General features: G+C 63.5%; 14 protein-coding genes. 1 reads left to right on the forward strand and 13 read right to left on the reverse strand.

Annotated elements, in window-relative coordinates:
- Nucleotides 1-446: 446 nt before the first annotated feature.
- The 12 genes from NUW12_10265 to NUW12_10320 all read right to left on the reverse strand — a co-directional run bounded on the left by NUW12_10265 (nt 447) and on the right by NUW12_10320 (nt 14,192).
- The gene (locus NUW12_10265) at nt 447-2,375 is read right to left on the reverse strand and encodes an FAD-dependent oxidoreductase (protein ID MCR4403137.1); all 1,929 of its coding nucleotides are present in this window, start codon (nt 2,373-2,375) and stop codon (nt 447-449) included.
- Nucleotides 2,376-2,781: 406 nt separating this feature from the next.
- The gene (locus NUW12_10270; GenBank protein ID MCR4403138.1) at nt 2,782-3,189 is read right to left on the reverse strand and encodes a 4Fe-4S binding protein; all 408 of its coding nucleotides are present in this window, start codon (nt 3,187-3,189) and stop codon (nt 2,782-2,784) included.
- Nucleotides 3,190-3,354: 165 nt separating this feature from the next.
- The gene (gene cooS, locus NUW12_10275; protein MCR4403139.1) at nt 3,355-5,223 is read right to left on the reverse strand and encodes an anaerobic carbon-monoxide dehydrogenase catalytic subunit; all 1,869 of its coding nucleotides are present in this window, start codon (nt 5,221-5,223) and stop codon (nt 3,355-3,357) included.
- A gap of 154 nt (nt 5,224-5,377) precedes the next feature.
- Nucleotides 5,378-5,797: an Rrf2 family transcriptional regulator gene (locus NUW12_10280; protein MCR4403140.1), complete on the reverse strand. Its 420-nt coding sequence runs from the start codon at nt 5,795-5,797 to the stop codon at nt 5,378-5,380.
- Between the two features lie 346 nt (nt 5,798-6,143).
- Nucleotides 6,144-6,995: a DUF364 domain-containing protein gene (locus NUW12_10285; protein MCR4403141.1), complete on the reverse strand. Its 852-nt coding sequence runs from the start codon at nt 6,993-6,995 to the stop codon at nt 6,144-6,146.
- 39 nt (nt 6,996-7,034) lie between these two features.
- A complete protein-coding gene (modA, locus tag NUW12_10290) occupies nt 7,035-7,811 on the reverse strand; it encodes a molybdate ABC transporter substrate-binding protein (GenBank protein ID MCR4403142.1) in 777 nt (258 codons plus the stop codon).
- Nucleotides 7,812-7,904: 93 nt separating this feature from the next.
- A complete protein-coding gene (locus NUW12_10295; protein MCR4403143.1) occupies nt 7,905-8,582 on the reverse strand; it encodes an ATP-binding cassette domain-containing protein in 678 nt (225 codons plus the stop codon).
- 66 nt (nt 8,583-8,648) lie between these two features.
- Complete coding sequence (gene modB, locus NUW12_10300) at nt 8,649-9,341, reverse strand: molybdate ABC transporter permease subunit (GenBank protein MCR4403144.1); 693 nt, start codon at nt 9,339-9,341, stop codon at nt 8,649-8,651.
- Between the two features lie 50 nt (nt 9,342-9,391).
- Complete coding sequence (locus NUW12_10305; GenBank protein MCR4403145.1) at nt 9,392-10,414, reverse strand: molybdopterin-binding protein; 1,023 nt, start codon at nt 10,412-10,414, stop codon at nt 9,392-9,394.
- A gap of 215 nt (nt 10,415-10,629) precedes the next feature.
- Entirely contained in the window at nt 10,630-11,598 is a 969-nt protein-coding gene (locus NUW12_10310) for an ABC transporter permease (GenBank protein ID MCR4403146.1), read from the reverse strand.
- Between the two features lie 254 nt (nt 11,599-11,852).
- A complete protein-coding gene (locus NUW12_10315) occupies nt 11,853-12,689 on the reverse strand; it encodes an ABC transporter permease (GenBank protein MCR4403147.1) in 837 nt (278 codons plus the stop codon).
- 315 nt (nt 12,690-13,004) lie between these two features.
- Nucleotides 13,005-14,192 carry an ATP-binding cassette domain-containing protein gene (locus NUW12_10320; GenBank protein ID MCR4403148.1) on the reverse strand — a complete coding sequence of 396 codons (1,188 nt, stop codon included), beginning with the start codon at nt 14,190-14,192 and terminating at the stop codon, nt 13,005-13,007.
- A gap of 621 nt (nt 14,193-14,813) precedes the next feature.
- Here NUW12_10320 and NUW12_10325 point away from each other — a divergent pair.
- The gene (locus NUW12_10325; GenBank protein MCR4403149.1) at nt 14,814-16,820 is read left to right on the forward strand and encodes a glycosyltransferase family 2 protein; all 2,007 of its coding nucleotides are present in this window, start codon (nt 14,814-14,816) and stop codon (nt 16,818-16,820) included.
- Nucleotides 16,821-16,829: 9 nt separating this feature from the next.
- Here NUW12_10325 and NUW12_10330 read toward each other — a convergent pair whose 3' ends face one another.
- On the reverse strand, nt 16,830-18,680 hold the full coding sequence (locus NUW12_10330) for an aldehyde ferredoxin oxidoreductase family protein (protein MCR4403150.1): 1,851 nt from the start codon (nt 18,678-18,680) through the stop codon (nt 16,830-16,832).
- Between the last annotated feature and the right edge of the window lie 78 nt (nt 18,681-18,758).

The following is an 18,758-nucleotide window of genomic DNA, read 5'->3' on the forward strand; positions in this document are numbered from 1 at the left end:
TTCTCAGTCCAGATGAATGTGTTTTGGGGTGACAAAATCACAGTCCGTTGACAGGTGTGCGCCTGTGGCTGGCTTACGCGCGTTCCTGGAGAACGCGAAGATGTCTTCAGTCGCCACGCGTGGCTTGCCCCGGCCGCCAAGAACCAGCGGTCTCGTCCCATCGCCCAGGCCGCGCACAGTCTTTCCCGCCGTGTCCGCACCCACCCCCTCTAGGTCGAAGGGGCTTTCCGCGCAAGCGCAGGGCACCGCCAAGACGCGGCGCCCTGCGAAGAGTGGCCTTACACCTCGTTCAACAGGGCCCAGGAGCCCTCGTGATACCTCCTCGGGTCCCGTGTCACCGGCCAAGACCGTGGCCGTCCCCGCAGCCCCCACACCCCCCGCAGCCGCCGCCAAGCCGGCCGCCCCGGCTGCCTCCGTGGCGGCCGCCGTGGCCGTCACTTCGGCCGCTAGATCTCGTGGGCAACGCGCATGCCCTCGAAGACCGCGTGGGTTATGCGCCGTGGTCTCCACGCGTCCCCGATGACGTAGTAGTCTATCCCGGCTCCCTCGAGCTGCTTGGCCAGTCCGTCCTCAGGCGAGGATCCCACCGAGATCACCACCGAATCGAAGTCCGCAAGCGTCTCGGTTTTCCCGTCCTTCTCCACGGTGACGTCGCGTTCGCCTATTGAGGCCAGCTTCGCGCCGGTCACGATGTTGACACCCTTCCCCGCCAGGCGATCCAGCAGGAGCGCCCCCACGAGCGGCCCCACGTCGGACGCGACGCGCGGCAGCATTTCAATGATGGTGACCTCATGTCCTTTCTCGGCCAGGAACTCAGAGGTCTCACACCCCACAAGTCCGCCTCCGATGACCGCGACCCTCCTCCCTACAGTAGCTTTGCCGCTCAGCACGTCCCAAGACATGACCACGTTCGGCCGGTCCGCCCCGGGCGCAGCCACGCGCGCCGGGCGGGCGCCGGTCGCGATCACGACGACGTCAGGTTTCTCGGCGCGAATGGCATCCAAGGTGGCCTCCTTGTTCAACCGGACGTCCACCTTGAGTCGGCCCATCTCTCTTGCGAGGAACTGCCTGAACGTGGCGATCTCCCCCTTCTCGGGCGTCGTTGCCGCCAGCGGGAGCTGGCCGCCAAGGCTCGACCCTTTCTCCCAGAGCGTGACTTGATGGCCCCGGAGTGCCGCCACGCGCGCGGCCTCCATGCCGGCGGGTCCGCCGCCGACCACTAGAACTTTTCGGGCGACTGGGGCCTTCGCCATGGCGAACGCCTCCTCGAAGCCCGCGCGGGCATTCACCGTGCATCCAATGGGGTGGTCCTGGAACAGCTCGTCGATGCAGCCCTGGCAGCAAGCTATGCACCTTCGAAGTTCGTCCACGCGCCCTTCAGCTATCTTGCGAGGCGTCTCAGGATCCGTCAGAAGTTGCCGCCCCATGGCAACGAGATCGGCCTTGCCCTGGGCGATGAGCCCCTCCGCAACGTCCGGGTCGTTGATGCGGCCTACCGCTATGACCGGGATCTTCACGACCGACTTTATCCCGCTCGCAAGATCCGCGAGGCACGCGTGAGGCATCGCCATGGGCTGGATGATCCACACCGCGGATTCGTACACCCCCGCCGACACGTGCAACGCGTTGATGCCCTCACGCTCGAGACGCCTGGCGACCTCTCTCGTCTCGTCCAGGGTGAGCCCCCCCGCCACCTTCTCGTCGGCGCTCATACGGTAGATGACAGGGAAGTCGGGCCCCACCGCGCGCCGCACGGCGTGCACGACCTCAAGCGGGAAGCGCAGCCTGTTCTCGAGGGGCCCCCCGTACTCGTCCTTCCTCTTGTTGGCGTACGGGGACAGGAACTCATTGATGAGATAGCCGTGGGCACCGTGGATCTCCACGGCATCGAATCCCGCCGCTTTCGCGCGGCGCGCCGCCTCGCCGAAAGCCCGCACGATCATGTCGATCTCGTCCTTTGACATCTCCTTGGGCGTCTCGCCTTTCGTCGGGTCGGGCACCGGCGACGGCGCCAGGAGTGGCTCGCCCGTGACGTCAGAGGTCGTCTGCCGACCGCCGTGGTAAAGTTGGACGGCGATCTTCGCGCCGTGAGCGTGGACGACGTCAACGAGGCTGCGCAGTCCCGGGATGAGCTTGTCCGAGTAGATACCGACTTCGTTTTGAAAACCCCTGCCGGACGGGTGAACGTACGAGGCCTCCACGATGATGAGGCCGACCCCTCCCCTCGCCCGTTCCGCGTGGTAAGCCCGCAGCCTGCCGGTGATCGAGCCGTCCTCGAACGCGTAGTTCGTGACCATGGGTGGCATGACGATCCTGTTGCGAAGCTCCATGTTCCCTATCCTCATAGGGCTTGTGAGATGAGGAAACCCTGCCATGCAGCACTCGCTCCCTTCCTTGGTGGTTCTGTAGGTCAGCGCCATGGGGCGCGCCCAGGATCAGTCTTGCCAATGTGCGGGAGCGTATGCTGATGGCAGGGTCAGGCGCCTCCACGAGGCATCGAGCACGTGGCAAGGGCAGAAGGTTGGGCGACTCACCGCTCGAGCTCGCCCTGCCGCCCGGGCGGGCTGCGCGGTCTGGACAGTCCGCAGTCTGTCCGACTGACGTTCCAGAGCTCAGAGCCCGGGACCCTGAGCTCTGGGTTCACTCGGGTCTGGGCTCGCGGTGGGCCCGGACTCAACGCCGTCCCCAAGCGGGGCGCCTTAACGAAGTGTCGGGAGCTTTTCTGCACCCTCACGGGAGCTTTCGACCTGGCTCAAGCATTCGTGCTGCTCGCTGGGACGTCTAGCCATGGATGAGCCTGGGCAAGCACCGGACGCACACCCAAAGGCTGTCGCCCTTGAAGCGGCACGGCATGAGCACCTCAGCGCCCTCGCCCGCCCCGCACAGGAAGCAGCGTTGGGTGATTTGAGCTTTTGGTTGGCCCGTAGCAGCCGCACGCTCCTCCGCACGCTCCGCCGCGCGTTCCCTCGCGGCTTCCTCCGAGAACTCCGGCGCCTCTCTCTCTTCGATGGAAAGCGCACCGGTGGGGCACACCGCGAGGCAGAATCCCGCGCCGTCGCATAGCTCTTCGCGGACCACCTTCGCCTTGCCGTCCACGATCTCGATAGCGCCTTCCGCGCACGGCGTCACGCAAAGGCCGCACCCGTTGCATTTCTCCTCGTTTATCTTCACTATCTTCCTTACAGCCATGCATCGTCCTCCCTTGAACTCAACCTTCGAACTCAACCTTGCACTCTCCTGTCAGTGCCGCGGTCTCACCGCGGGACCGAGTCTCCCAACAGACGCCCTTAGTGCCCGCCGGGCATCCGCGGTCACCCAGAGCCGGATGCCCAGCAAGCAAGAGCAGACGTCAAGTCAGATGCCGAGCGCCCGCCGCTTGCCGGCGATATGCCTCTCGATTCCGTCCACCGCGGCCACGGGGTCTGTCTCAACGGCGAGCTTGCCGCCGGTCAGGCCCTCCACGTCGCGGGTAAGGAGGTTCACCACGTCGGTAGCCCCGGTCACCGGCGGAACCGGCGAAACGTGCGTATACAGCCCCAGGGCGACCGCGGAGAACGCGTCGATCACGGCCTTCTGCTCCATGTACTCGGGCGCCGTAACAGCGACGGGCAACGCCGCCGTGTCGACGCCAAGCGCGCCGGCCACTGCGCCGACGAGGAGCGCGAGCCGTCCAGTGTCAGTGCACGTGCCGAAGCTAAGCACAGGCGGGAGGCCAAGCGCCTTGCACACGGCCTTGAGACGGTCCCCCGCCCACTCTTGCGCCTCCAGTGAGTTCAACCCGGCCACTTGGCAGGCCGCGTTGCCACATCCCGCCGACAGCACGAGGAAGTTTCGGCGGATGAGCTCCTTGGCCACTGCCACTGTCATGGTGTCCTGGCCGCCTCCCTTAAGGGTGGTGCAGCTCACGAGAGCCACGACTCCGGCTATGTCGCCCTTCTTGATGACCTCGAGGAGCGGCTCGAGCGTGCCACCGAGGGCGCCTAGCACCGCCTCTGTCGAGAAGCCCGTCAGGATCTTAGTGCGCCCCAGGTCGCGCGCCGCTCGTCCGGCGGCCTTCCGGCGCTTGAAGTTCTCTATGGCGATGCCGACGATCTCCAGGGCCTGCTCCCGCACTCTCTCGGGATCATACACGATGCGTTTCTCGACGCCGGGCACGCCTATGAGCCGGGATACCGCGACTAGAGTCGCGCCGTACTTCTCGGCGATCGAAGCGAGGGACGGCAGCGAGCAGTTCATGTCCATTGCGAATACGTCGACCGCGCCAGTAGCGAGCACGAACTCCTGATTCAGCCAGTTTCCCGTGAGGCCCGCGAAGACATCGTCGCACGAGAGGCGCTGCATCATCTCCTGGCCGGTCTCGATTGACCCCGCGATACGAAGGCCCTTCGCTCCCGCCTCCCGAGCGCGTCGCTGCACGTCCTCCGAGCGAGCTGCCTCGACCAGCGCCATCCCCACGAAAGGCTCGTGGCCGTTGGGAAGTATGTTGACGTAGTCCGGGTCGAGAATCCCGAGGTCCACGTAGGCTTCGTGAGGTGCGGGTGTGCCGAAAAGGGCGTCCTGGACGATCTCGAGAGGGACGAGCGCGCCGTAGCAGCTTGCCACGCCGAGGCGCAGGGCTGTCTTGGCGAGGGACACATAATCGCCGTCGATATTGGTCATCGCCCGTGCAGTGGAGTCCACTAGCTCGCTGATCGGCCCGCCGGGGAACACGCCGAGCTCGCGCCACACCTTTTTTCGCGTCTCTGGTGCAAACGCCGCGACTGCCACCGACTCTTCGGCGCTGTCCTGATAGAGCGCTGCGAGCATGGCGTCTGCCGTCGCTTTCTCGTAGCCCGCGTTCCCCGGTGCCACGCCGAGCGCCCGTGCGAGGAGGTCGAGTTTTGCCCTGTCGCGGATCTCGAAGGGCGTCTTGCCAAGCGCCGTAGCTTTGAGCGTCTTGGCTACCTCGCGCGCATGGAACGAGTAGGCAGCTACCCCCATGTTCGCCCTGTGAACCATGTTTCGCATCACCATGCCGTTGCCGTCGATCCCGCACGCGCCCCTGTCGGCCTTCTTCGTGATACGGCACGGCCCCATGGAGCACAGCTGACACGTGATGCCTTGATCGCAGAACGTACAACGCAGTCCCTGCGCTTCGAATCGTTCGACCACGCTCGTGACTCCGGCTCCCTGCATCTCCTCATGCATCTCCCGAATGGACTCGTGCTCGCTTACGGGTTCCACTGTTTCTCTCCTCCCCTTATCTTGATTCTGATTGGGTTCTCGATCACGCGCAGTTCCCGCAAATCCGCTTTCCCGCCACGGCACGTTCGCGTGGTGGCACCTGGCTACAACAGCCCCCTCCGCACGTGGCGCCTTGGGATCTACTGCGTCGCCATCATTCCGGTTTCTGCTGCTGCTCGGCGAGGGACTTCAGAGTCAGGTTCTCAAGGAACGACACGAACTTCTCCTGGACCCCGACCCAGCTTTGCCTCAGGCGACAGACTTCCCATCGGTCGCACGCATCGCGCCCGAGAAGACAGCGGTTGACCGCCACTCTTCCCTGGATGGCCTCTACTATCTCGAGGGCAGTGATTTCCGACGGATCGTGCGCAAGCGAGAAGCCGCCGCGGGGACCTCGGTGAGAGACGACTATGTCCGACACTGCCAGCCTCTGAAAGATCTTGCGGAGGAACCCTTCAGGAATGCCCTCGGCGCGAGCGACTCTCTCCACCGAGAACACCGTGCCGTCAGGGTAGCTCGCCATATGCGACAGCGCGCGCAATGCGTAGTCGGTGTTTCTCTTGATGAACTCCATATCAGGTCGCAAGCTCCTTTCGGGGAAGTCTCTGCTGAAGCCTCGCCTCCGACCTCTCCCCCTCTCAGAGATCAGGTCGGGACAGTCAGGTCATTACAGGACTATTTTAGTCCTATATATTCCGCGTGTCAATAGCGATGTACCGCCCACGTATCAACGAGGTAACGGGCACGCGATCGCTCAGCCGGGTCAGATGGGAGCTCAGGTTAGGAGCTTGGGCAGCAGGCGAGGCGCGAGGGCAAGAGAAACTGATGTAGTGCTTTGACGTGGTTCTAAGCCGGCATGACGTGACCCATGCCGACCTCGAACTTGTGCACGTGGAGAGCCCTAAGAGGCGCTTGCCTGATCACCGCGAGCACGGGCAAAATCTTTCGTAGCCCATGAGCTTCGCCGGCCCAGCCGCGGTCACGCCGTAGAAAATGATCGGCTTGCCATGCAAAGCTGACAGGATGCTTTCGCCGGTCCCGTTCGCGAGGACTGTCCCTGTGGAAAGGACGAGGTCGGCCCAAGCGACGACCTCCGCGTTGCGCTCGGCGCTCTCGATCATCAATCCCTGGCGGGTCGTTCCGATGTTCGTCGGGTCCATGTCTGTGACCCGAACCTGAAAGCGGTCGTCCCCTGCCAGGGCGCTTACGATCGCAGGCTGAAGGCCGATGACGGCCACGCGGGGGCGGCTACCGCGGAGCGCGACCAGCCGAGCCTGTCGGGGTAGGGCCGTACGAGTCGGCCGGGCGTTCCTCTCGCTCGCCCCTTCCCCAGCCCTGTCCCCGCTCGCAAGATGCCCGCTCGTAAGGCGCTCCACGTGCTCCAGCAGGAGCCGCGCGCACTCTTCGGGCTCGGTGTCGCGGCAGTGGACAGTGTGGTCGACCAGACCGAGGCTGCGCATTACGGCGTTGCAGGTGGCCACGAACACCGCGCGCTCGTAGTTCGTGCGCAGCGGGAGCGCGATGACATCTGCGAGCCTACCACGAAACGGCGCGGGCATATCAGTGTACGCCTGGCCGCAGCTCGCTCGGAAATGCGCCTGGATCATGACTTCCTTGCCCTTGAGCAGCGGGAAGTCGCGCCTGGTCGGCGCGCCGATGGCCTCCTCCGGCGCGAGCGGCCGCGCGGTGACTACCTCAACTGCGTCGTCCGCCAAGCCGGTAGACCGGGTCAGCTCTCTGAGCCTCTCTCTGCAAAGGTCAAGGATCTCCATCTCGAGTCGTCCTCCTTTGTCCGACGCGTAGCACGCCGCTCACTCCCCAGGAGTGCCAAATCCGCACTGGCTGAGCGCCTTCCTCGCCTCCAGGGAACGCAGGTAGTCGAGGAACCTCTTCGCCTCATTCTCGTGCCGCGTCCCTTTCACCATGGCCGCTTCGAACACCACCTTCTCGTGGGACTCAGCCGGTGCCTTGGCGACCGCTTTGGCCTTCGTCGACTTGTGCAGAGTGCTTCCGAACACGAACCCGGCATCCGCGTCTCCCATTTCCACGTACATGAGGACCTGCTGCACGGTCCTCGCGAACACGAGCCGTTTGGCGAGCAGCTTGTCTAGCCCCATGTGCTGCAGGACCTGCGTGGCGTACGTTCCCGCCGGCACGATCCGAGGATCGCCGATCGCGATCCTCTCAACGGACGGGCTCGCCAGCCACTTCCACGGGTCACCCTCCACTCTCGTGCCGGCGGGCACCGCTAGGACGATCTCGTCATGCGCGATAGCGAACCGCGTCTCCTGGGCGATGAACCCGTCTTGCTCGAGCGCGTCCATCTGGCCCCCGCCTGCGGGAAACACCACCGCGTCGACCGGGGCGCCTTGCTTCACTTGAGCAGCTATCGCCCCCGCGCTCGCGAACGTAAACGACACTGAGACGTCGGGGTTTGTCGATTCGAACGATCCTTTAATGAGCTGCAAGGCGTCTAGCAGCCCAGCGCCAGCGCCGACGACGATCTCTCTTCGGGCGGCATCCCCGACCCCTGCGACAGCGCCCAGGAACACCGCCACGGCAACGCAAGACACCAAGATTGGCCTCATTCCCGTCCGACCTCCACCGATCCAGCGTATGTGGCATGGCCGGCGGGTCGACTCCGACCCGAACATCTCCGGCACATGCCGCGGCGAATGGACTCATACTTGGGAGGAGCTGACACCGGACTCAAGGCTCTGCTTCCCACGATTTAGATAGAGTATCGCGTCGCCCAGCCTCTCGGCCTCCTCGCGATCGTGGGTCACGAGCACGAACGGGACCGCCCACCGGCGCTGCAGCGCAAGGAGCTCATTCTGGACGGCAACCCGCGTCTCCTCGTCCAGCGCGTTCCACGGCTCGTCGAGAAGGAGCACCTCCGGCTCGGTCATGAGGGCACGAGCGAGCGAGACCCGCTGCTGTTCGCCTCCGGATAGCTGACACGGGTACCTGTCCTGCAGGTGCACTATGCGGAGCATCTCCAATACGTCCAGGACCGTCATGCGGAAGCCGCGCCCGCGCTTGCAGCGTCCTCCGATGCCGTACATGACGTTTTGCTTGACCGTCATGTGGGGAAAGAGAGCGTAGTCCTGAAAAACGTATCCCACGCGCCTGCGCTGCGGGGGCACGTCTATCCCGCGCCCGGAGCAGTACAAGACTCTGCCGCCGAGCTCAATGATCCCCGTGTCCGGCCTCTGCAGCCCGGCAATGCAATCGAGCACGGTGGTCTTCCCTGCGCCCGACGGTCCAAAGATGACGATGATGCCCGACTGCCACGAAAACGATACCTCGAGAGTGAAGTCAGGGAGCCGTTTCGCTATCTCCACCTTGAGAGGACCCATCGCTCTCACGCACCGCCCCGCCCACCTGAATCGCGCACCGCCTCGCTCCCCAATCCCGCCCGCCGCTCAGCTCCTTCGAGCCCGCCGGAATCTGCCGGCCTGTCTCTCCGACCACACTCTGCTCAGATACGTGGCACCGAACCCTAACGAAAGCATGACCGCCACGAGCAGGCTCGCAGACCGCATGTCCCCCGACTCGGTCGCCACGTAGATCGCCGTTGGCATGGTCAGGGTGCGTCCCGGAATCGACCCCGCCACCATGAGAGTGGCCCCGAACTCTCCGAGGGCTCGCATGAACGCAAGAAGAGCGCCTGCCACGAAACTCGGCCACGCGAGAGGCAAGGTGATCGTGAAGAACACCCTCGCCTCCGAAGCCCCCAGCGTGCGCCCGGCTTTCTCGAGAGACTCATCGATGGAATCGAGCCCCGCCCTGAGCGTGCCGTACATTAGCGGGAAGGCAACGACCGCCGATGCGATGACAGCCGCCCACCACGTGAAAACCACGCGGATTCCCAGGAAAGCTTCGAGAAACCTTCCCACGGGCCCGTTCTTCCCCAACAGCATCAGGAGGACGAACCCTGTGACTGTGGGAGGCACGACCATGGGCAGCGTGAGCAGCGTGTCGAGGAGCAGCTTCCCCGCGAACGAGAACCTTCTCATCGCCCAACTGGCGATCGTCGCGACGCACGCTACCACCAGGGTCGCGACCACGGCGACCCGCACTGAAAGCAACATCGGGCTGACCCAGTCCACGGGCATTCCGACTCATACCCCCGCGCGTCTCACTCGTCCTACCGCAGCGCGCTCGCCTAGGCTCCCCTTCCGAAAGGACACCGCGGAAACGAACAGGTCTTGCACCCAAGGCAAAGTCCACCATGTCCGTACTCGGCTACGTCAGCGGGGCTCAAGGTCTCGCCAGCAAGGAGCCGGGCCAGCAGGAGATCGAAGAACGCCCGCGGGCGCGCCAAGATGCCGGCAGGCACTCCGACAACGGGAGTCGTGCCGTGGTAGGCAAGGAGCGTCATGGCTCCGGGCGACACGGGCGCCCCGTAGAACGCGACACGCGCCCCGGCAAGCTCGATAGCCCGCGAAGTGCAGTCATCGGGAGACATGCCCCCGGTCACGAGGACCATGTCCACCTCGCGCCCGATCATCGCCAGAACGGCTCGCGCAATTCCGTCTGCGTCGTCGGGCACGACCACCGATTCCGCAACCGTGCTCCCATACTCCGCAAGCCTGTCTCGGACAAGGGGAGTAAACGCGTCCTTCACCCGGCCCTCATAGACTTCGCGTCCCGTCACGACCACACCCGCGCTGACGGTCCTGAAGGGAACGACTCTGATGATCGGGTCATTCGCCACGACGCCGGCCGCACGCGCGAGGCGCTCCCTCTCGACGACGAGCCCCCTCACCTTGACCTTTGCAACCAGGTCCCCAGGCGACACGATTGAGTTGGTGTGCCTGGTCGCGATGAGGAGCTCGCCGATCGCGTTCACGGCAATCAGCCGCCGTGCATCCACCTTGAGAAGACCCTTCAGGGTGGCGCGCACGTCCGCCCACGCCTCTCCGGGCATCTCCACAGTCGTCCCGTCGCCCGAGATCGTTGACGCCAAGCATCGGGCCGCATCATCCTCGTGCACTTCGTCCTTCTCCAACTCCAGGACGTACACGGCGCATTTGCCGACGCGCCTGAGCGTCGGGATGTCCTCAGGCAAGACTCGGTGGCCTCGCCTCAAGACCGCCCCTTTGCGCTGACCGGGGACTATCTCCGTGATGTCGTACGCGAGAGTCAGCCCGACGGCGTCTTCTATCCGCACCTCACGTGATTTCACGCCGCACCTCGTCCTCTTGCCAGTCGCGCGTGCCCCCAAGCGGCTCGTGCCTGGCGTGCGTAGCTGGAACCCGCAGTCGAGTAAAAGCGAGCGAACGAACGAGCGAACGAGCGAACACGTCGTTCACTACCAGTTTCGACATACGCGCAGAAGATCCTGCGCCGGAAGCCTGCTTCGGCAGACGACGCGCAGGGGAAGCCCAGGAAACGTCGGCATTAGTGCATGGTCAGAGTCCCCAGGCGGCGGCACCGACGCTCCACGAGGCCGAATGCCCAGAGGCCCAGCACTACCATGACTCCCATGAATCCGATGAGGATCGCCTGTTCCACCCGGATGGGTAGGAGCGTGCGGGTGCCGAGGAGGATGCCCCTCACCGCATCATAGCCGTACGTGAGAGGAATGGCCATGGCTATCACAAGGAGGAACCTGGGGAATGCCACTACCGGCACCGTGCTGCCGCTCAAGAGGTTTACGAGGTAGCTTGATATGTCGATCATCGTGTAGGCATCGCGCATGAGCAAGACGAGACCCGCGAAGGCGAACCCGAAGCCGTAGATGCCGACTACCATGGGAATGGCAGTGAGCACCGCAGGAATGATGTCCCGCCCGAGGTCGAAGCGGAACATGAACCGCATGACCACCATCAAGAAGCAGGACTCGCACGTCACGCTCACGAGGCTGAATGCGGTGCGTCCGACGAGTTGAACCGCTCTTGGCACCGGCGCCAGCCAGTTCGACTCGAGCACCCCGGCGGTCATTTCGTTCTTGAGGGTCGTGCCGATGCTCCAGAACACCGCGCTCACGTAGGAGGACATTATGCCTCCCAGTATCACGAAGGCCATGAAGTCCGAAGTTCCGGTGAACGCCTCGAACCCGGCAGCCTTTCCATCCTCAACGAAACTGAGCCCCATGAAGTAGACCGGGGTGAACCAGATGAAAGGCTGCATGAGCCAGAACACGGCGTTCATGGGGTAACGCCAGTATATGAGCCAGTCACGACGGAATATGGCGGCGATAGCCCAGATCGCTTGGCGAACTCGGTAGGCGGCCTCGGCGTTATCAGAGGCTCGCGCACCGTACGTGCGCACGCTCCCACGCCCATTTACGCTCGACGAAAGGTCCAGCGGCGCCTCGCCCTTGGCCCTCGCCGGCGTCTCGGCTGCTCCGTTCGTTGGAACTTCCATGTGCACAGTACCACCCTTCACCTGGACCAAGTCGAGGTTCTAGATGTGCTTCATCAGGATCAGGCCAGCCAGCTTGGTGCCGGCTTCGTGCCGCTCGCGCCACCTCTTCCCGGCGTCACCGGCGCCGAAGCGACCCGCGCTGCTTCTCATCAGCGCGAAAGCAAGCTAGCGCGAGAGCGAGCCAACGCGAAAGCGACCCAACGCCAAGGCAAGCCAACGCCAACGCCAACGCGGGCTGCGCAGCCTCTCAGTAGTCAGTAGTGCGAGAGCGTTCCGCGCCGCCTGGCCTGCCGCTCCGTGTATATGAAAGCAGCGACGCCCAACGCCAGGAAGATGCACCCGTAGGCAAAGAGGACCACAAGATCCCGATAGATCGCGCCGACACTCACCTTCCCGAGCGCGGCCGTCCTCACGGCGTCTATCGCGTAAGTCAGCGGGAGCGCGGATGCTACTGCTCGCATCCACCCGGGAAGCACCGCGAGAGGAAAGCTCACCCCGCAGAAGATGAGGAAGGCACCTCGAACGACATTGACCATCGCGGAAACGTCCTTCGCCCATACCACGACGCTCGCGAAGAGCAAGCCTAGCCCGTACACGCACGGAATGACCGCCGCCACTGAAATGGCGATGACCCAGGGTGAACCGGTGATCCGCACACCCAGCAGGAACCTGAACTCCAGGATGGCTACGCTCATCATCACGAGCCCTACGAGAATGCTCAGGAGCTGTGATCCCAGGAGGTGCGAGATGCGCGGAGCCGGCGTCATCCAGTTGCTCTCGAGAGTCCCCCTCGTCTGCTCGTTTCGGAGGAATGTCCCCGAGTCCCAAAGAGCTGCGTTGACCCACAGCCAGATGACGGTGCCTATCGCCACGTAACCCGTGTAATCGATCGTCCCGGTGAGCCGCGCAAAGACAGCAAGACTTTCCCCGCTCGGGCCGGACAGCGCCTTGCCTCCGAAGGCGAACGAAAGGGGCAGCAGGATCGGCCATACAAGCATGGACAGGATCCAGCTCGGGTAGCGCCTTATGATGAGCCACTCCTTGCGGGCGATGGCCAGGATGGCCATGCCCCAGGTCGGTCCGGCCGGCATGGCAGGCGCCCATCCCGGCTGTCCCGCGCCGTGCTCTTGGCGGGATCCGATGGGGGAGCCCGCGGTAGCGCTCATGCCAGATCCCGTGCCCGCGCTGGAGCGCGTGACCATGCTAGAGCCCGTGACCACGCTGGAGCCGGCGCGCCTGCTGGAGCCCGTACCGAAGGACTCTGTTCTGGGCGCTGGAGTGTTGGCGTCCGTACTGATCCCCCCTCTTGCAGCGCTCACGACCGTTCAAGGGCGCTCGAGGCCGCTCTATGCAGCCCGAGGCTGAGGCTGCCCACGACCGCTCGAGGGCGCTCACGACACAACCGCTCATGACCTAAGGCCCTTGCCGGTCAGCTTAAGGAACACGTCCTCCAGGGTCGGCTCCGCCGCTTGTACCCTGCGGATCCTGGCCCCAGAGCGCGCGACGACGGAGATGATCTCAGCAAGGACCGAAGGTCCGTTGTCCGTCACAATCCCTACTTGCCAGGTCTCTTGTTCCTCAGCGTGACTCGCCGTGACGCCCGCAACCCCCTGAATCGCCCTCACGCCCCGGTCAGCGTCCTCGTTCCAGTCGCTCACCTCGAGCCGAAGGCCTCTGCCCTCCCCCAAGGAGTCCTTGAGTCTCCTGGGACTATCGAGCGCAATGATGCTTCCCTCGTCTATGATGGCTACCCTATCGCAGAGCTGGTCGGCTTCTTCCATGTAGTGGGTCGTGAGAAGGATGGTTCGGCCTTCGGCGCGAAGATCGCGTATTAGCGCCCGGATGGAGCGCGCTGCCGCGGGGTCGAGCCCGATGGTCGGTTCATCGAGGAGGAGGATGGGCTGATCGGCGAGCAGCGCCTTTCCAAGCGCAAGCCGTTGTTTCATCCCGGACGAGTAAGTCTCGACGAGCTGGTCCGCCTTATAGGCCAGGCCGAGCCTCTCAAGGGTAGCCGACGCCCGGGCCTTCTGCTCCCGGCGTGACAGCCCGTACAGGGCTGCAAAGTACTCGAGATTCTCGCGGCCCGTGAGTTTCCAGTATGTGCTCCGCTCGCCCGTGAGAACCGCGCCCAGGCAGCGTCGCACCATGGCAGCTTCGCGAACTGTGTCGTAGCCATTCACGAGCGCCCTCCCGCTCGTAGGCTCGAGGAGCGTGCAGAGCATCCGGATGGTCGTGGTCTTGCCCGCGCCATTCGGGCCGAGGAGCCCGAATATCTCGCCTCGCTCTACGACGAACGACACATCGCGCACGGCGACGACGGTCTCCTCGGCGTTGTCGGTGTTATTGGTCCGTTCGCGACCGCTGCCCAACGCCTCCGCATCACCGTGTCGGTGGCGCCCGTTCCATCCGCCGCGCTCATCGCACCGGTTGCGCTGGTCACGCCCACTGCATACGTCGCTCGGATTCCTGGGGACCCCTTCGCGCCGGCGCCGCCAGCGGGTCCAAAGCGCCACGCCTTTCCGGCGCTTCGGGAACTCCTTGCGGAGGTGTATCGCCTCCACCGCAAACACTGACCCACTCAGTCCTACGGCCACTCTCCTATCGCCTCCGAGGGACAACCTCGATCGACCGATACAGGACCTACCTTTCTCGGAACACCAAGCGGCGTCGCCAATCGGCATTGCCGGAATTGATCATAATCCCCGTGGCGAATAATGTCAATGCACGGATCAACATTATTAATCTAGGCATTGATGTTTGTAATATGATCGTCCGTGCCGCTCGTTCATCGTCTCAAGACGTCGTAGGAGCGTTCGGCAGTGTGGAAACGGGAAGAAACGGAATCACGCGGGGCGATGGCAGCACACGCTTCACCGCGGGCATGAGTGACCGGCTCAACGGGTGGTACATTTGGGATCAGCAGCGTGCAGGTCTTGCCCACAAGCCATGTCCCGCACGGACAGCTATCTTCTTGTCGGGACCCAACATGTGAAGCGTTGTCGCGTTCTGGGCGTGCTCCAGTTGCGCGCGCCGCGCGAATGGCACGTCAGTTGCAAGGTCATTGGCTTGGAGATGCATCGCACACGTCGGGCGACGTGTTTCACGAATGCTGGGCCCAAGTCTGCCGCATTGAGGTGGCACTGTCGCAGGCATGGCCGGCGGGCTCAGTTTTGAGCCAGCACATCCGAGTCTGATGGGAGGGTGCGTGAGGGGAATTGGCTTCTCATAAAGTGCTCGTCGGGAGCCCGGTGAATCAGAAACCTGCCATCCTGACCGAGTTCCTCAGGTCGCTGGCCGAGCTGTACATCTCAGGCATGTCACTTGATTTCGCCTTCGTCGATGATAACCAGAATCCAGACTCATCCGCGATGCTTGCTGGGTTCCGCCGGGACGGCAGCCGAGTTTTCATCTTGGAGAGCTCAGCTGGTACAGCCGAGGCACGTGGAGGGGAATATGTCTGTGATGACCAGACCCACCGATGGAGCGAAGACCTCGTGTGGAGGGTCGCGGCGCACAAGGATCGCATGATTCGGCTCGCTCTTGAGAGCGACTATGACTACCTCTTCCTGGTGGACTCGGACCTCGTTCTCCACCCAGATACCGTTCGACACCTCATCACGTGCGGGAAACCGATTGTCTCAGAGGTGTTTTGGACACAGTGGCAACCTGACTCGTCTCCCCTGCCCCAGGTCTGGCTCCGAGATCAATACACTCTGTTCGAACACGCTCGCGGGGAACGCGTTCCCGAGGAAGAGGCCCAGGCCAGGATTCAGGCGTTCTTGGAGTGCCTGAAGACGCCCGGATTGTACGAAGTGGGCGGACTGGGCGCGTGCACACTGATATCGAGAGAGGCTCTTCAGAAAGGCGTCTCATTCAGGGAAGTCCCCAACGTGTCTTTCTGGGGAGAGGATAGACACTTCTGCATACGAGCGAGCGCGCTTGGGTTGAGGCTCTATGTCGACACGTGCTATCCTGCCTATCATGTCTATAGGGAGTCCGACCTCGAACTCGTCAAGAGCTATAGAGAGGCCCATCGCGCCACAGAGCCGGCTCCTGTTCATGAAGCTGCCGTGGCGTTGCTGAAATCTCATGAGATACGCGGAGAAGTGAGCAGGATCCTCTCTGTCACGAAGAGTGCGGTCGAACGGTTCTGGAGTTTTGATTTCAGGAAGCCGAGACCTGACGAAGGCATCGAGCTTCTTGACCCTGAGTACCGCTCCCACATCTTGAGAGGTCTTGGAAGCGAGCTGAGAAGCTCCTTGGAATCCCGGCTCATCTCGAAGACCGAGGTATTGAGCTCCACCTTGGCTGCGATAGACTCCGAGGCAACCGAGGCCCTTGTGACCGGTCGGGCCTTGACCCACGGGGTCGAGCAAGACAAGTACTTCCGTGAGTTGTATGACTGCCGGATCCTCGTAACCAGACCTGAACGGGAAACGAAGTGGCTAGTGAGAGGGGTCGAGTTCACGAGAGCACCCGAGCGTGACTTGCCGGACTTTGTGCGGAATAGGGTCACGAAGTATCATGGGAACAAGCTCACCCTATCTATGCTAGTTCGAAACGAAGCGGACAGGTACCTCCGGAGAGTACTCGAACACGCCGCGCAGTACGTTGATGCCGCCGTGATCCTCGACGACGCTAGCGAGGACCAGACTGTCGAAGTGTGCAAGCGGGCGCTGAGCAGCATTCCCGCGACGATCGTCTCGAACGCAAAGCCCGGTTTTCACAACGAGGTTGAGCTGAGGCGGCAACAGTGGGAGCTCACGGTGAGCACCGACCCGGATTGGATCCTGATACTGGACGCAGACGAAATGCTCGAGGACAGGGCCAGGTCCGCCATCCGCGACCTCATCGACCAGCCGTTCTACGACCATTACTCGTTCCGGCTATACGATTTCTGGGACACGACGCACTATCGTGAGGATCGATACTGGCAGGCTCACAAGACGTACAGGATCTTCCTCGTTCGGTACCAACCTGAGTTCAGGTATACGTGGCAAGAGACCCCGCTGCACTGTGGTCGGCTTCCAAACAACATCGGGCTGTTGCCAGGCGCACGCTCGGACTTGCGGGTAAAGCACTTCGGCTGGGTTTCGCCCGCTGACAGGGAGGCAAAGTACAGGAGGTACAAGACACTCGATCCAGACGGGAGGTACGGCATCCGACAACAGTATGAGTCCATCATGGATCCTAAACCCAACTTGGTCGAGTGGGTCGAATAGAAGTCAGGCCTAGTCGTCGACGCCGATTTCCGCCCTGACGCTGCAGGCGGCCTTCCGGAGATAGGGCTCGTCGAGCACGCCGACGGGGCTCGGCGTCTCGAAGATGCGCCCCGGCATGCGGAGGGCGTCGAACGAGAACCCCTCGCGCAACTTGAACGCGTACTTGCGCCTGTGTATTTCAGTGCCTGTCCTCTGGAGATCCTCGGGACCGCACTCGAACCCGGCGACGCGCAGGGCAGCGGCGGTCGTGTCAGGTGTGTATATGCCACGGGCGAAGAAACACACGACGAGGCTGGACAGGACCTGCCTCCAGCGCTCCTCCTTCAGGATCTCGCGCGCAAGCTCGTCCGGGCCGATCCGCTTCTTCACCAGCACCTTCTGGTCCACACTGTAACCAGCGCTGTCCAGGTGGCTGTGGCGTGCGCCCACGAGGAACCCGAGGTGCGCCCCTGGACCCGTGTGATAACCCGGCATCTCGTTGCCTCCGAAGGCAAGGGCGAAATCCTGGCCGCCATACGCTGACGCAGCGTGTTCGACGCCGTGTGCGAGCGCCCTGTAGAACTCGTTCGGTTGCTCTACTATCCGCCTCACCGCCTCGAGATAGGCACGATAGTCACCCCAGGCAAGCCGCAGGCCGCCCGCCGCATCCTCGGACACGAGGCCGCGCTCCTGTGCTTCCGTCGCCCACGCCAGCACCACTCCACAGCTCATTGCGTCGAGCCCGTAAACCTCGATGCGGTCGATGAGCTTCAGGAGACCCTCGGGGTCAGAGCCACCGAGCATCGAGCCGAGCGAGTAGATGAGCTCGTAGTCGTACGAGATCATGCTGGTCTTGTAGAAGTACGGCTCCTTCTCGTCAGGCTCACGCAAGGCCGCGATGTGAATGCACCCTACCGGACAGTGGGAGCAGGCAAGACGGCGTCCCAGGTAACGTTCGGCCAGCGCCTCTCCGGAGATACGGTCGGCTCCCTCGAACCTCGCGTCCTTCAGGTTCCGCGTCGGCAGGCCGCCGAGGGCGTTCAGCGGCAGGACGTTCTCGGGCGTCCCGAGGTCGTGGTATTTCTTCATGACGGGCGAGGCGACGGCCTCCTGGTATATCTCGTCGTACACGCGTCGGTATTCCGCCGATCCGCCGCGGCCCACCACCCCGCCCTCGCCCTCGGCTCCGCCCCTAGGTTTGATGCCTGTCGCGCCCGTGCGCTCGCCGCTCCTTGCCCCTGCTATGGGCAGCGAGTGTCTGCCCGACACCACGACCGCCTTCAGCTTCTTGCTGCCGAAAACCGCGCCTAGCCCTAGCCTGCCGAAGTGTCTGTAGCTCTCGGTGGCGACGCAGGCATACGGTATCAGCTTCTCGCCGGCCGTGCCGATACGCATGATCGTGCGCAGCCCGGCCGCGGGCTCGCTCTCCCGAATGATGCGACCGACGGTAAAGCTGTTCCTCATGCCCCAAAGCGTGCGGGCGTCTCGGAAATGGACGTCGCCGCCATGAATGGCCACATAGCCCGGGAGATCGTTCGCGCCGCGGATGACGACCGCTCCGTAGCCGGCCGTCCTGATGGCGACGGCGCTTCGCCCGCCGGCATGGCTCTCGCCGAGATTGCCAGTGTGCGGCGACTTGAACATGGCCACGGTCTTCGAAGCCAGAGGAAACAACCCTGTGAGCGGCCCCACTGCGAACACAATGGGGTTTTCAGGGGAAAGCGGATCGGCGCCATTGGGACACTCTTCGTGCAGAAGTTCGATGGCTACGCCCGCCCCGCCCAAGTGGCGGTCGAAGAGGTCCTCCCGACGCTCAACCCAGTGCCGCTTCCTCGAAAGATCTATGTAGAGGACGTTCGCCAAAGGATCGGCCTTAATCACATACCCCAACCCCTTTCGCGTCCGGGGTCCCCTTCCTTGCTTCGCGGGCAGCCTCGTCCGATGGCCCATGAGCAGCGT

This window comes from Bacillota bacterium (assembly GCA_024653485.1).
Taxonomy (GTDB): Bacteria; Bacillota; SHA-98; order UBA4971; family UBA4971; genus UBA6256.